This window comes from Pararhodobacter sp. SW119 (assembly GCF_017811755.1).
Taxonomy (GTDB): Bacteria; Pseudomonadota; Alphaproteobacteria; order Rhodobacterales; family Rhodobacteraceae; genus Pararhodobacter.
In genome coordinates this window covers 49,971-62,640 of the sequence record NZ_JADDJF010000008.1, presented here as the reverse complement: position 1 = coordinate 62,640, position 12,670 = coordinate 49,971, and the positions used below count along the sequence as shown (strand labels likewise).

Sequence of the window (12,670 nt, the reverse complement as noted above, 5' to 3'; positions counted from 1 at the left end):
GATGCATGACCGGCTGCAGGGCACGTTTCGGCGCCGACGTCTGTCGATGACGGCGTTGATCGACGTGATCTTTCTGCTGCTTCTGTTCTTCATGCTCAGTTCCACCTTTGCGCGGCAGGGCGAACTGCCGCTCGATCTGGCGATGGGCGGAGCCGCCGCCCTGCCCGACGCGCCCCCCCTCTTCCTGCAACTCGGCGCCCAGGGCCTGCGGCTGAACGGCCAGGACGCAACCCCGGATACCCTGCAATCGGCGCTTGCAGGCGACACCGGCGGCCTCGTCCTCGTCGCGTTGGCCGACGGCGTCAGCGCCCAGGCGCTGGCCGAGGTCCTGCACCTGATCAACCGCCAGCCCGGCTGGCGCGTCGCCGTGATCGGGGGCGGCGCATGAGGCGCCTCCTCTCCCCCATCCCGCGCCAGAAGGGAGAGCCGACGATCGCGCTGATCAACATCGTCTTCCTGATGCTGGTCTTCTTCCTGATCGCCGGCAGCCTTGCGCCCCGCCCCGATCCCGATGTCCGCCTGGTCCAACTGGACGGGATCGCGACCGAACCGCCGCGCGACGCACTGGTGATCTTGCCCGACGGCGCGCTGCGCCTGAACGGTCGGACCCTCGACCTGGAGGCTGCCGTGGCGGCCCTGGCCGGGGTCGAGGTCGCGCGCCTCCTGCCCGACCGCGCCGCCCCGGCCGATCGGATCGTGCAGATCGCGCGCCGGCTGCGCGCCGCCGGTGTGGAACGTCTGGTCATCGTGACCGAACGGGGGCTGCGATGACCGTCGCCGCCCGTTTCCTCGAAGCCCCGCCCTCGCTGGCGCGATACCGGGAGAAGTTGCTGCCACCGGCGCCGCAGCGGGACGCGCTGCGTCCATCACTCGGGGCCGTGCTTCTGGCCGGCGGTGCCTCGGTCGCGCTGCACCTCGCCGCCTTCGCCGCCTTCTCCCCCGATCCCGGCGTGCAGATTGCCGGTGGCGGCGACACCGCGCCCGGCGCCCTCGGCACCGGGTTCGAGGATTTCGTACAGGGCGGCATCGCCGCCGCCACGCCGGATACGATTCAGCCGCACACCCCTCCACCCCTCCTGCCCGCGCCCGCTGCCCCCGTCGCGTCCTCCGCGATGACACCCCTCGCAACGCTGCGCGCAGAGGAGGCGCTGCTGCCGCTCACCCCTCAACCCGAAGCCACGCCGGAGCCCGAGTCGCTCGCGCCCGCCGAACCCGCCTTGCCGCCCGAGATGGTCCAACCCGCCGATCCCGCGGCCATCCGCCCGGAACCTGACCGCGCCGAACCCGCGCCGCACACCAGCCCGCACCCCCCCGCCCGGCCGGAGGCGCCGGTCCGCGCCGATCCGACCCCGCCCGTACAAAGCCAGGCAGGCAACGCACCGCAGGAGATGCAGCGCGGCGCGCCGCAGGGTGCCGACATCGGAACCGCCGCCACCGCGCCGGCGACCCGCACCGCACCCGCGCCCGGCAATGCAGCGGCCGCCAGCTATCCCGGCGCGGTGATGGAGCGTCTGCAACGCGTCCGCCGCGGCCGCAGCCCTGTGCGCGGCACGGTAACGGTGGTGTTTTCGGTGGCGCCGACGGGCGCGCTGGCCTCGGTCCAGGTGGCGCGATCGTCTGGCCACCCGCAACTGGACGAAATGGCGCTGGACCACGTCCGGCGCGCCGCCCCCTTTCCCGCCCCACCCACCGGTGCGCAGCGCGAATTCCGTTTCGAATTCGAGGGCCGCTGAGCCTCCCGGCGCGCGTGCTTTCGGCTGGACCTCGGCACAGGGATCGCGTACCCCGCCGCGCAAGCCGCCCGACCTGTTCAGGCCGACCCTTCCCGCATTCTCTCAGGACGGAACCGCCATGACCCCTCCCCCCGCCTTCAGCCGCGCCATCAAGATCGCGCCCTCGATCCTCGCCGCCGATTTCGCCGCCTTCGGTGCCGAATGCCGCGCGCTCGAGGCGCAGGGCGCCGATTGGGTGCATGTCGATGTCATGGACGGCCACTTCGTGCCCAACATCACCTTTGGCCCGGCCACGGTCCGCGCGATTCGCCCGCAGGTGCGCGGGGTGCTGGACGTGCACCTGATGATCGCCCCGGTCGACCCCTATATCGACGCCTTCGCCGAGGCTGGCGCCGACATCATCACCGCCCATTTGGAGGCCACGCCGCACATTCATCGCACGCTGCAAGCCATTCGCGCTACGGGTAAAAAGGCCGGCCTCGCGCTCAATCCCGGAACCGGTGCCGAGGGCGTCGCGCATCTTCTGGACATGGTCGACCTAATTTGCGTGATGACCGTCAACCCGGGCTTCGGCGGGCAGAAGTTCATCGACATGACCGCCAAGATCCGCGCGCTGCGCGCGATGATCGGCGACCGCCCCGTACATATCGAGATCGATGGCGGCGTCACCACCGAAACCGCGCCGCTGGTCGCGCGCGCCGGCGCCGATGTGCTGGTCGCGGGCTCTGCCGTCTTCAAGGGCGGCACCGCCGACGCGCCCGAGGCTTACGGCCGCAACATCCGCGACATCCGCACCGCCGCCGAGGCCGCTGTCGGCCAGGCCGTCTGACCCAAGCCCTTCAGATCGGATCGCAGGATTTCCCTGCAACCGAATGAAAAGGCGGCGCAAACGCGCCGCCTTTTGTCATGCTCGATAGTCGGTGGATCAGCCGGCCAGGGTCTTGGCGACTTCCGCAGCGAAATCCTCTTCCTTCTTCTCGATCCCCTCGCCCACGGCCATGCGGACGAAGCCCAGGATCTCGACGCCCGCGTCCTTCGCGGCCTGCTCGACCGTGACATCGGGGTTGATGACGAATTTCTGGCCCAGAAGCGTCACTTCCTCCAGGAACTTCTTCATCCGGCCGGGGATGATGTTGTTGTGGATGACCGCGTCGGGCTTCGGCTTGGCGGCGGTGGCGTTTTCCTCCAGCGCCTTCTGCGTCTGCACCTCGCGCTCGCGCTCCAGCACGGCGGGGTCCAGGTCGCCCTCGCCCAGCGACATCGGCGCGGTCGCGGCGACATGCATGGCGATCTGCTTGCCGATGCCGTTGTCGGTGCCCTTCAGCGCCACCAGTACGCCGATCTTGCCGAGGCCCTCGGCGGCGGCGTTGTGCACATAGGCCGCCACGCTGTCGCCCTCGATCGCTTCCATCCGGCGCAGGGTCATGTTCTCGCCGATCGTGGCGATGGCGGCGGTCAAGGCGTCCTCGACGGTCTTGCCGCCCATGTCGGCGCGCTTCAGCGCGTCCAGATCGCCCGCACCGAGCGCGGCCTTTGTGATGCCGGACACCAGCTTCTGGAAATCGGCGTTCTTGGCGACGAAATCGGTTTCCGAGTTGACCTCGACCGCGACGCCGCGACCGCCCTCGACCGCCACGCCCACCAGCCCTTCGGCGGCGATGCGGTCGGCCTTCTTGGCGGCCTTCGCCAGGCCCTTGGTGCGCAGCCAGTCGATGGCGGCTTCCATATCGCCGTCGGTTTCGGTCAGCGCCTTCTTGGCGTCCATCATGCCTGCGCCGGTCGAATCGCGCAGTTCCTTCACCTGTGCAGCGGTAATCGCCATGGTGAGTCTCCTTCAGTGAATGACGTGGGGGCGGGCCGGAACCCGCCCCGCGATATCCTTGGCCGAGCGCCGGCTCAGGCCTGCGTCGCGCCCTCGGTCTCGGGCGTCTCGGTAGCGGCCTCGTCGGCGACGGCGTCCTCGACCGGGGCCTCTTCCAGCGCGCCGATGTCGACGCCCGCGGCACCCAGCTGCGCCGACATTCCGTCGAGCGCGGCGCGGCTGGCCAGGTCGCAGTAGAGCGCGATGGCCCGGGCCGCGTCGTCGTTGCCGGGGATCAGATGCGTCACGCCCTCGGGCGCGCAGTTGGTGTCGACCACCGCGACGACCGGAATGCCCAGCTTCCGCGCTTCGGCGATGGCCAGGTCTTCCTTGCTGACGTCGATGACGAACAGCAGGTCGGGCACGCCGCCCATCTCGCGGATGCCGCCCAGCGTCGCCTGCAGTTTCGCCTGCTCGCGCTCCAGGCCCAGGCGTTCCTTCTTGGTCAGCCCTTCGGCGCCGGTCTCCATCTGCTCGTCGATATTCTTCAACCGCTGGATCGACTGCGACACGGTCTTCCAGTTGGTCAGCGTGCCGCCCAGCCAGCGGTGGTTGATGTAGTATTGCGCGCAGCGCTCGGCGGCCTCGGCCACGGGCTTCTGCGCCTGCCGCTTGGTGCCGACGAACAGGATGCGGCCGTTCTTCGCCACGGTGTCGCGGATCACCTGCAGCGCATGGTCCAGCATCGGCAGGGTCTGCGTCAGGTCGATGATGTGGATGCCGTTGCGTTCGCCGTAGATATACGGCCCCATGCGCGGGTTCCAGCGCTGGGTCTGGTGGCCGAAGTGCACGCCAGCTTCAAGAAGCTGACGCAGATTGAAATCAGGGAGCGCCATGTCCATTTCCTTTCCGGTTTGCGCCTCGGCGGGGCCTCAGGGCTGTCGCCCAACCGGTGGATGCGCCGGGATGTCTCCCCGAGGGCACCCTGCCCCGCCTGTGAAGTGCGCGCGCCATACCCCGTTTGCGCCCGCCTTGACAAGCCCCATTCGCCCGGTGCCGCGCCGCGGCATACCTGCACCTGCGCAACTTGCGTCCGCTTCAGCGCCAACGGTCACAAGCTGACCTGAACGCACGGCCCTGCGCCCATATCACGCAAGCGTCGATTGCCTGTATCCAGCACCGATGTCAGAATCTTCGGATGACGCGCGCCCTCTTCGCCGCCATCTGCCTGTTTCTTGCCCTGGCCCCGCGCGACGGGCGCGCCTGCGGCGTGGCGCTGGTTCTGGCGATGGATGTCTCGGGCTCCGTCGATGCCGAGGAGTATCGCCTGCAGATCGACGGGCTGGCCACCGCGCTGCGCGATCCCGACGTGCAGCATGCCCTCCTGAAGGCGCGCGCCGCGGTCAGCGTCGTGCAATGGTCCGGCGTCGAGGAGCAGGACCTGTCGATCCCCTGGACGCGGATCGAGGAGGCCGCTGAACTCGCCCGCCTTGCCGAAGCCGTCGAATCGATGCGCCGCGCCTTCCGGCTGGGCAACACCGCCGTCGGCGCAGCCATCGAATTTTCCACCGCGCAGTTCGACACCGTGCCGGATTGCCTGCTATGGGTGATGGACGTCTCCGGCGACGGCGACGAGAACGAAGGCCACAGCGTCGGCACCGCGCGGCGGGCGGCGATGGGGCGCGGGATCATCATCAACGGCCTCGCCATCGAGGGGCTGGGCACCGGTCGGTCGATCACGAATTTCTACCGCAACTGGGTCGTCACCCCCGGCGGCTTTGTCGAAACGGCCGAGAATCACCGCGATTTCGCCCGTGCCATCCGCCTGAAACTCCTGCGGGAACTGGTTGCGCCGATCACCAGCCTGCCGCACACCCCGAGCGCCCTGAACTGAGTTGCGCGGTTGCATTTCCGACCGTACGCTCGCGCTGGCACCTTTTCATCCACGACGAAATCCCTATGGTGGCGGAAAGTTCGAGGGTTCGAGGCATGGATCGCGGCATAGATTACGGCAACCTGATGCACCGCGCGATGCGGGGCCTGATCCGCGACGTGATGGAAAAGATCTCGGTCGACGGTCTGCCCGGCGCGCATCACTTCTTCATCACGCTGAACACCGGCCATCCGGACGTGGCGATGGCCGACTGGCTGCGCGACCGCTACGCTGAGGAAATCACCATCGTCATCCAGCACTGGTTCGACAACTTGGCGGTCGATGACGACGGGTTCGCCATCACGCTCAACTTCGGCAACCAGCCCGAGTCGCTCTATATCCCCTTCGACGCGATCACCACCTTCGTCGACCCGTCCGTCGAGTTCGGCCTCAAGTTCGAAACCCAGATCGACGAGGACGACGAGGACGACGAAGACGATGAGGATCAGGAACCCGAGACCTCCGAGCCGTCGAAACCCGGCGAGGTCGTCAGCCTCGACAAGTTCCGCAAGTAGGCTCTTGCGCCCATCGACCCGCGTGCCCATCTTGGCCCGCGGGATGCGAAAGGGACCGGCATGAGCAAGAGCATGGCACGCGTCGTCGAGGCGATCGAACGCTGCGGGCTCGACGCGCGAATCCTTGAACCCGGGCCGAGCCGCACCGCCGAGGAAGCCGCTGCCGCTTGCGGATGCGAACTCGACCAGATCGTGAAATCGCTGATCTTTCAGGGTGAAAGCGGACGCATCTACCTGTTCCTGACCGCCGGGGGCAAACGCCTCGACGCCGCGCGTGCCGCCCGTGCCGCGGGCGAAAAGCTAAACCTCGCCGATGCCGAGACCGTCCGCCGCGAGACCGGCTTTGCCATTGGCGGCGTGGCGCCGCTGGGCCATCTTCGCGCGCCGCGCATCTTCGCCGACCCGCGCCTGGCCGACTTCGCGCAGGTCTTCGCCGCCGCCGGCACGCCCCGGCACGTCTTTGCCGTGGAACCGAAGGCCCTTGTCGCGGCCTGCGGCGGCGACTGGGCGGATTTCGCCGCATGACCCTACCCGATCCGCAGCTTCACCCCGAACTCTACCGCGATCTGGTCCTGAAGCGTTTTCTGGCCTGGGTGGTCGATGCGCTGGTGATCGTGGCGCTGGTCACTGTCGTCGTCCTGGTGACGGTGCTGGTCGCGCTCTTCTTCCTGCCGGTGATCGCGGTGACCATTTCCATCGTCTATCGATGGTTCATGCTGTCGCGCTACGGCGCGACGCTGGGCATGATGCTGGCCGCGATCGACCTGCGCCAGCTTGACGGGCGCCAACCCGACCCAGTGGTCTGCTTCTTTCACGCCGCGATCTTCTCGGTCGGCATGTCCTTTGTCGTGCCGCAGCTGATCTCGATCGTGCTGATGTTCGCCACCGGCCACCGCCAGGGGTTGAACGACGTGATCCTGGGCACGACCATGGTCAACCGCTGGTTGGAAGCCTGAGCGCGTAAAGCACGCCCGCAAATTCCTGCTCCCCGGTGCTTCAAGCCCCTTGGCGCGGACGATTCGCCTTGTTACCTTCACGTTACCTTCGGTCGGGCCTTCGCGCCGGCGACACCGAAGACGCAAGGGGGTTAAGGGTCCGGCATGCGTCATACGCTTCCGATCGCGCCACAGTTCTATGTGACGGCGCCGCAGCCCTGCCCGTATCTGGCGGGCCAGCAGGAGCGGAAGCTGTTCACCGCGCTGACCGGCGACGGCGCGCGCGCGCTCAACGACACCTTGTCGAAACAGGGCTTCCGCCGTTCGCAGAACGTGCTCTATCGGCCGGCCTGTTCGGACTGCGCCGCGTGCCTGTCCGCGCGCATCCGCGTCGCCGACCACCAGCTCGGGCGCAGCCATCGGCGGGTTCTGCGGCGCAACGCCACCCTGCGCCGCGAAGCGACCAGCCCCTGGGCCACGGACGAGCAGTTCCAGCTCTTCCGCCGCTACCTGGACCATCGCCACGCCGATGGCGGCATGGCCGACATGGATATCTTCGAATTCGCCGCGATGATCGAGGAGACGCCGGTACGCTCGCGCGTGATCGAATACACCGAACCCGCGACGAACGGGCGCGGCGGCCGGCAACTGGTCGCCGTCTGCCTGACCGACGTGCTCGATGACGGGCTCAGCCTCGTCTATTCCTTCTACGACCCCACGCGCGCGGCCGACAGCCTCGGCACCCATGTCATCCTCGATCACGTCGCGTTGGCCCGCCAGGTCGGCCTGCCCTACGTCTACCTCGGCTACTGGGTGCCGGGCAGCACCAAGATGGCCTACAAGGCCCGCTTCGACGCGCTGGAGGTCTACCAGGACGGCGCCTGGCGCGAGCTGGGCGATCCGTCCGAACACGCCCGCGCCCCGCATCCGCTCTCGGTGCGGCCGATCACCGAACAGGTCGCCTCGATCACGCTGCCGCAGGCGGTTCCCGCCGGCCGCCCGGTGCGCTGACGCAACCTTCGGGATGCCGCAGGGGGTGCCTTTGAAACTTTCGCCACGAATCCCGGCATTTTCGCGCAGGGTTTTGGCGGTTTCTGCGTTGACGGCCGTTCGCACCCGGCATAGGGTCCCCGCGTCGGATGGAGGATGAGATGAGCGATGCGCTCGTAATCTTCGGGGTCGGGAACGGGATGCGGTAGGACGCAGAACCCGGACGACCCCCTGCACCCCCCTCGCGGGGGTTTTTTGTTGCCCGCCGCACCGCTTTGCGGCAAAGGCAGAGGCTGCTGGAAGGACTGGAGAAAAGCGATGTCAGAGCAGATGACTGGCGCAAGAATGGTTATCGAGGCGCTCAAGGATCAGGGGGTCGAGGTGGTCTTCGGCTATCCCGGCGGTGCCGTGCTGCCGATCTATGACGAGCTTTTCCAGCAGAATCACATCCGCCACATCCTGGTGCGCCACGAACAGGGCGCCACCCACGCGGCCGAGGGTTACGCCCGCGCCACCGGCAAGCCGGGCGTCGTGCTGGTCACCTCCGGCCCCGGGGCGACGAACGCGGTCACCGGCATCACCGATGCGCTGATGGATTCGATCCCGCTGGTCGTGATCTCGGGCCAGGTGCCCACCTTCATGGTCGGCACCGACGCGTTTCAGGAGGCCGACACCGTCGGCATCACCCGCCCCTGCACCAAGCACAACTGGCTGGTCAAGGACACCGAAAAGCTGGCCGAGACCCTGCACCAGGCGTTCCACGTCGCCACCTCGGGCCGTCCCGGCCCGGTCCTCGTCGACGTGCCGAAGGATGTGCAGTTCGCCACCGGCACCTACATGTCCCCGCAGAAGGCGAAGACCAGCCACTACGCCCCCCGCGTCAAGGGCGATATCGAGGCGATCACCGCGCTGGTGGAACTGATCGAACAGGCCGAACGCCCGGTCCTCTATACCGGCGGCGGGGTCATCAATTCCGGCCCCGGCGCCAGCCTCCTGCTGCGCGAACTCGCCGACGCCACGGGCTTTCCGGTCACCTCGACGCTGATGGGTCTCGGCGCCTACCCGGCCTCGGGCAAGAACTGGATCGGCATGCTGGGCATGCACGGCACCTATGAAGCCAACCTGACGATGCACGGCTGCGACCTGCTGATCAACATCGGCGCGCGCTTCGATGACCGGATCACCGGGCGCATCGCCGATTTCTCGCCCGGATCAAAGCGCGCGCATATCGACATCGACCCCTCCTCGATCAACAAGGTGATCCGCACCGACGTGCCGATCATCGGCGATGTCGGCCATGTGCTGGAGGATCTGCTGAAGATCTGGAAGGCGCGCGGGCGCAAGGTCAACCGCGCCGGCGTGGCGCAATGGTGGCAGCAGATCGACGAATGGCGCGCCGTCAAGTGCCTGACCTACAAGCCGTCGAAGGACACGATCAAGCCGCAATACGCGCTCGAACGGCTGGAGGCGCTGACCCGCGACCACCCCGACCGCTACATCACGACCGAGGTCGGCCAGCACCAGATGTGGGCGGCGCAGTTCCTCGGCTTCGACTCCCCCAACCGCTGGATGACCTCCGGTGGCCTGGGTACGATGGGCTACGGCCTGCCGGCCTCCATCGGCGTGCAGGTCGCCCACCCCGAGGCGCTGGTCATCAACGTCGCGGGCGAGGCTTCCTGGCTGATGAACATGCAGGAAATGGGCACGGCGGTGCAGTTCCGCCTGCCGGTCAAGCAGTTCATCCTCAACAACGAACGCCTCGGCATGGTGCGCCAGTGGCAGGAATTGCTGCACGGCGAGCGCTACTCGCAAAGCTGGTCCGAGGCGCTTCCCGATTTCGTCAAGCTGGCCGAGGCTTTTGGCTGCAAGGGCATCAAGTGCGACGATCCCGCCAACCTCGACGACGCGATCCGCGAGATGCTGGACTATCCCGGGCCGGTGATCTTCGACTGTCTGGTCGAGAAGCACGAAAACTGCTTCCCCATGATCCCCTCGGGCAACGCCCACAACCAGATGATCCTGGGCGAGGCCGAAACCCAGGGCGTCATCGGCGCCTCGGGCGCGGTGCTGGTGTGAGGCACGTGGGGGCTCTGCCCCCACACCCCCGGGATATTTTCAGACAGATGAAGAAGGCAGGACCATGTCGGCACTGAAGATTCAGCAAGGCTCGTCGAAACATTCCGCGTATGATCTGCGCGACCCCAATGCCGAGTTGATCGAAACCCACACGCTGGCGGTGATCGTGGACAACGAACCCGGCGTGCTGGCCCGCGTTATCGGGCTCTTTTCGGGGCGCGGCTACAATATCGAAAGTCTGACCGTGGCCGAAACCGACCACCAGGGGCACCGCAGCCGGATCACCGTGGTGACCACCGGCACGCCGCAGGTGATCGACCAGATCAAGGCGCAACTTGGCCGGATGGTCCCGGTGCACGAGGTTCATGACCTGACCATCGAGGGGCCGCATGTGGCGCGGGAACTGGCGCTTCTGAAGGTCGCGGGCAAGGGCGACGCGCGGATCGAGGCGCTGCGCCTGGCCGAGATCTTCCGCGCCAACGTCGTCGATTCGACGCTCGAAAGCTTCGTCTTCGAGATGACCGGCGGGCCCGAGAAGATCGACGCCTTCGCCGACCTGATGCGCCCGCTCGGCCTGCGCGAGATTGCCCGCACCGGGGTCGCGGCGCTGGCCCGCGGGGGCTGAGCCAGACGTTTCATTGCGGTTAATTTTATGGAATTCTGAAACCAGAACAATGCGTTGCCGAAGTGCACAAATTTGCGCACCCCGGCCGTGACGCCCGCTTTTCCGCCCGCCGGCCAAGCTCGCGGGCATCACGCCTCGCGCGCGGCCTCGATCGCGGCGCTGAACTCCTCCTTCAGCAGGCCGATCTCCTCGACCCCGACCGAGACGCGGAAGAACCCCTCGGAAATCCCCAGCGCCGCCCGCCCCTCGGCCGTCAGCCCGCGGTGCGAGCTTGACGCTGGATGCGACAGCGTCGTGCCGATATCGCCCAGCGTCGGGGCGAAGGCGATGTTCGGCGCGCCGCGCGTCAGCCGGTTCGCCGCCCCCCGCCCGCCCGCAATCTCGAAGCTGACCATGTGGCCGCCCCGCGCGCCCAGCAGCGCCGCGGCGCGGTTGTGGTCGGGATGGTCGCGCCGGGTCGGATAGAGGACGCGCTTGACCCCCGGCAGGCCGGACAGATGCTCGGCCAGCGCCGCCGCGTTTTCTTCGGCGCGGTCGTAGCGCAGCTCGAAGGAAAAGAGCCCGCGCTCGGCCAGCCAGCAATCGAAGGGGCTGGGCGTCAGGCCGGTGGTCACCGCGAAGTCGTAGATCGCGCGCCGGATCGTCGCGTCCTTCGCCGCGACATAGCCCAGCGTCGCGTCGGAATGACCGGCCAGGATCTTGGTCACCGAATGGATGACAATGTCGGCGCCATGCTCGAACGGTCGGATCGCCCGCGGCGTGGTAAAGGTGTTGTCCAACGCCAGCAGGATGCCGCGGTCGCGCGCCAGCCGCGCAATCGCCGGCAGATCGGCCACGCGCAAGGTCGGGTTCGACACGATCTCCAGCAGGATCATGCGGGTTTCGGGGCGCAACGCGGCCTCGACCGCGGCGATGTCGGTGAAATCGGCCAGCGTCGTCGCGATCCCGAAGCGCGGCAGGTCCTGCCCCAGCAGCCGCAGCGACCGCCCGTAAAGCTGATCGCCGCCCAGCACGTGATCGCCCGCCTTCAGCACCCCCATCATCGCCGCGGTCACCGCCGCCATGCCCGACCCCAGAACCAGCCCGCCCTCGGCGCGCTCCAGCCCGTCGATCTTGCGCGCCAGCACATCGGCGTTCGGATGTCCCTCGCGCGCATAGGTGTAGCCGGGCTGGTCGCCCGAATACTGCGCGTCCAGCGTGTCCGGATCGGGCGAGGCATAGACGACCGAGGGCTGGATCGGCGTGCCCAGCGGCCGCGAGGCGCTCTCCGGCCAAGGGGTGCGGCGAATGAGGGAATCCTGCGTCATGGCGTCCTCGCTGAAAGTGCAGAGCATCGAAAAGGGGGGCCGCTGCCCCCCTCGGTCGTTCCGGTCCTGCCCGAAGCGGTCAACGGGCAGACAAGGCTGAACGCGTTAGGGCGGGTTCAGCGCCGCGCCAACGCCGCCCAGCCGCCGCTGACGGCCAGCGCGGCGACGACCGCCTTGACGGTATCGCCGGCCAGAAAGGGCAGCATGCCCACCTGCGCAGCCCCGCTCACGGTCAGCGGCGTGACGGCCGTCAGCCACAGGACCCCGGGCACATAGAGCACGGCCGAGATCGCCACGGTCGCCGCCAGCGTGCGCCAGAAACCACGGGCGATGCCGCGCTCGACCAGCCAGCCCGCGGCAAAGGCCAGCGCGACGAAGCCCAGAAGAAAGCCCGCCGTCGGCCCGAAAAGCACCGCCAGCCCCGCCGTGCCGCCGGCAAAGACCGGCAGACCCGCCGCCCCCTGCGCCAGATAGGCCAGCACCGCCGCCGCGCCCAACCGCGACCCGGCGCTCAGCCCGACCAGAACGACCGCCAGCGTCTGCAGCGTCATCGGGACCGGCCACATCGGCACCGCGACCTGCGCCCCCAGCGTGATCAGCGCCGAGCCGCCCAGCACGACAAGTGCTTTCATGACGAGGCTTTGCGAGGGAAGTGTCGCCGCGACCAGCGTGCGGGGTTCGGGCATGGGGCTCTCCAACCGATGAAACCAGACGATGTCTTGTCGCGGCGAAGCCGGGGCAAGTCAAGCGCCGCG

General features: G+C 68.1%; 15 protein-coding genes. 11 read left to right on the top strand and 4 right to left on the bottom strand.

The features are described from left to right. Nucleotide 1: 1 nt before the first annotated feature. The 4 genes from IM708_RS07285 to rpe all read left to right on the top strand — a co-directional run bounded on the left by IM708_RS07285 (nt 2) and on the right by rpe (nt 2,562). Complete coding sequence (locus IM708_RS07285; protein ID WP_245243056.1) at nt 2-388, top strand: biopolymer transporter ExbD; 387 nt, start codon at nt 2-4, stop codon at nt 386-388. Then, nucleotides 385-771, top strand: coding sequence for a biopolymer transporter ExbD (locus IM708_RS07280; protein ID WP_209425681.1), 387 nt, complete (start codon nt 385-387; stop codon nt 769-771). The genes IM708_RS07285 and IM708_RS07280 overlap by 4 nt, the downstream gene beginning before the upstream one ends. Further along, nucleotides 768-1,733, top strand: a complete 966-nt coding sequence (locus IM708_RS07275) for a TonB family protein (RefSeq protein WP_209425680.1) — start codon at nt 768-770, stop codon at nt 1,731-1,733. Before IM708_RS07280 ends, IM708_RS07275 begins: the two co-directional genes overlap by 4 nt. A gap of 118 nt (nt 1,734-1,851) precedes the next feature. Beyond that, nucleotides 1,852-2,562, top strand: coding sequence for a ribulose-phosphate 3-epimerase (rpe, locus tag IM708_RS07270; protein ID WP_209425679.1), 711 nt, complete (start codon nt 1,852-1,854; stop codon nt 2,560-2,562). Between the two features lie 96 nt (nt 2,563-2,658). On the opposite strand, the gene tsf is transcribed toward rpe, so the two are convergent. Together tsf and rpsB are read right to left on the bottom strand one after the other, a co-directional pair. After that, nucleotides 2,659-3,555, bottom strand: a complete 897-nt coding sequence (gene tsf, locus IM708_RS07265; RefSeq protein WP_209425678.1) for a translation elongation factor Ts — start codon at nt 3,553-3,555, stop codon at nt 2,659-2,661. Between the two features lie 74 nt (nt 3,556-3,629). After that, complete coding sequence (gene rpsB, locus IM708_RS07260) at nt 3,630-4,430, bottom strand: 30S ribosomal protein S2 (RefSeq protein ID WP_209425677.1); 801 nt, start codon at nt 4,428-4,430, stop codon at nt 3,630-3,632. Nucleotides 4,431-4,732: 302 nt separating this feature from the next. On the opposite strand from rpsB, the gene IM708_RS07255 reads away from it, so the two are divergent. The 7 genes from IM708_RS07255 to ilvN all read left to right on the top strand — a co-directional run bounded on the left by IM708_RS07255 (nt 4,733) and on the right by ilvN (nt 10,608). After that, nucleotides 4,733-5,428, top strand: coding sequence for a DUF1194 domain-containing protein (locus tag IM708_RS07255; protein ID WP_209425676.1), 696 nt, complete (start codon nt 4,733-4,735; stop codon nt 5,426-5,428). Nucleotides 5,429-5,523: 95 nt separating this feature from the next. Then, nucleotides 5,524-5,982 (top strand): ClpXP protease specificity-enhancing factor SspB, encoded by a 459-nt coding sequence (locus IM708_RS07250; protein WP_209425675.1) that lies wholly within the window; start codon nt 5,524-5,526, stop codon nt 5,980-5,982. A gap of 60 nt (nt 5,983-6,042) precedes the next feature. Further along, the gene (locus IM708_RS07245) at nt 6,043-6,507 is read left to right on the top strand and encodes a YbaK/EbsC family protein (RefSeq protein WP_209425674.1); all 465 of its coding nucleotides are present in this window, start codon (nt 6,043-6,045) and stop codon (nt 6,505-6,507) included. Then, nucleotides 6,504-6,938 carry an RDD family protein gene (locus IM708_RS07240; RefSeq protein WP_209425673.1) on the top strand — a complete coding sequence of 145 codons (435 nt, stop codon included), beginning with the start codon at nt 6,504-6,506 and terminating at the stop codon, nt 6,936-6,938. Before IM708_RS07245 ends, IM708_RS07240 begins: the two co-directional genes overlap by 4 nt. Nucleotides 6,939-7,082: 144 nt before the next feature. Then, complete coding sequence (locus IM708_RS07235; protein ID WP_209425672.1) at nt 7,083-7,928, top strand: arginyltransferase; 846 nt, start codon at nt 7,083-7,085, stop codon at nt 7,926-7,928. A 297-nt stretch (nt 7,929-8,225) separates the two neighbouring features. Next, nucleotides 8,226-9,983, top strand: coding sequence for an acetolactate synthase 3 large subunit (locus tag IM708_RS07230; protein ID WP_209425671.1), 1,758 nt, complete (start codon nt 8,226-8,228; stop codon nt 9,981-9,983). Nucleotides 9,984-10,047: 64 nt separating this feature from the next. After that, on the top strand, nt 10,048-10,608 hold the full coding sequence (ilvN, locus tag IM708_RS07225) for an acetolactate synthase small subunit (RefSeq protein WP_209425670.1): 561 nt from the start codon (nt 10,048-10,050) through the stop codon (nt 10,606-10,608). Nucleotides 10,609-10,736: 128 nt separating this feature from the next. Here the strand turns inward: ilvN and IM708_RS07220 are convergent, their stop codons facing one another. Together IM708_RS07220 and IM708_RS07215 are read right to left on the bottom strand one after the other, a co-directional pair. Next, nucleotides 10,737-11,915, bottom strand: a complete 1,179-nt coding sequence (locus IM708_RS07220) for an aminotransferase class I/II-fold pyridoxal phosphate-dependent enzyme (RefSeq protein ID WP_209425669.1) — start codon at nt 11,913-11,915, stop codon at nt 10,737-10,739. Nucleotides 11,916-12,031: 116 nt separating this feature from the next. After that, entirely contained in the window at nt 12,032-12,601 is a 570-nt protein-coding gene (locus IM708_RS07215) for a biotin transporter BioY (protein ID WP_209425668.1), read from the bottom strand. Nucleotides 12,602-12,670: the final 69 nt, after the last annotated feature.

What these genes read in the sequence shown, in the direction of transcription:
- IM708_RS07285 (WP_245243056.1), top strand. Translation starts at nt 2, where the DNA reads ATGCATGACCGGCTGCAGGGCACGTTTCGGCGCCGACGTCTGTCGATG.
- IM708_RS07280 (WP_209425681.1), top strand. Translation starts at nt 385, where the DNA reads ATGAGGCGCCTCCTCTCCCCCATCCCGCGCCAGAAGGGAGAGCCGACG.
- IM708_RS07275 (WP_209425680.1), top strand. Translation starts at nt 768, where the DNA reads ATGACCGTCGCCGCCCGTTTCCTCGAAGCCCCGCCCTCGCTGGCGCGA.
- rpe (WP_209425679.1), top strand. Translation starts at nt 1,852, where the DNA reads ATGACCCCTCCCCCCGCCTTCAGCCGCGCCATCAAGATCGCGCCCTCG.
- tsf (WP_209425678.1), bottom strand. Translation starts at nt 3,555, where the DNA reads ATGGCGATTACCGCTGCACAGGTGAAGGAACTGCGCGATTCGACCGGC.
- rpsB (WP_209425677.1), bottom strand. Translation starts at nt 4,430, where the DNA reads ATGGCGCTCCCTGATTTCAATCTGCGTCAGCTTCTTGAAGCTGGCGTG.
- IM708_RS07255 (WP_209425676.1), top strand. Translation starts at nt 4,733, where the DNA reads ATGACGCGCGCCCTCTTCGCCGCCATCTGCCTGTTTCTTGCCCTGGCC.
- IM708_RS07250 (WP_209425675.1), top strand. Translation starts at nt 5,524, where the DNA reads ATGGATCGCGGCATAGATTACGGCAACCTGATGCACCGCGCGATGCGG.
- IM708_RS07245 (WP_209425674.1), top strand. Translation starts at nt 6,043, where the DNA reads ATGAGCAAGAGCATGGCACGCGTCGTCGAGGCGATCGAACGCTGCGGG.
- IM708_RS07240 (WP_209425673.1), top strand. Translation starts at nt 6,504, where the DNA reads ATGACCCTACCCGATCCGCAGCTTCACCCCGAACTCTACCGCGATCTG.
- IM708_RS07235 (WP_209425672.1), top strand. Translation starts at nt 7,083, where the DNA reads ATGCGTCATACGCTTCCGATCGCGCCACAGTTCTATGTGACGGCGCCG.
- IM708_RS07230 (WP_209425671.1), top strand. Translation starts at nt 8,226, where the DNA reads ATGTCAGAGCAGATGACTGGCGCAAGAATGGTTATCGAGGCGCTCAAG.
- ilvN (WP_209425670.1), top strand. Translation starts at nt 10,048, where the DNA reads ATGTCGGCACTGAAGATTCAGCAAGGCTCGTCGAAACATTCCGCGTAT.
- IM708_RS07220 (WP_209425669.1), bottom strand. Translation starts at nt 11,915, where the DNA reads ATGACGCAGGATTCCCTCATTCGCCGCACCCCTTGGCCGGAGAGCGCC.
- IM708_RS07215 (WP_209425668.1), bottom strand. Translation starts at nt 12,601, where the DNA reads ATGCCCGAACCCCGCACGCTGGTCGCGGCGACACTTCCCTCGCAAAGC.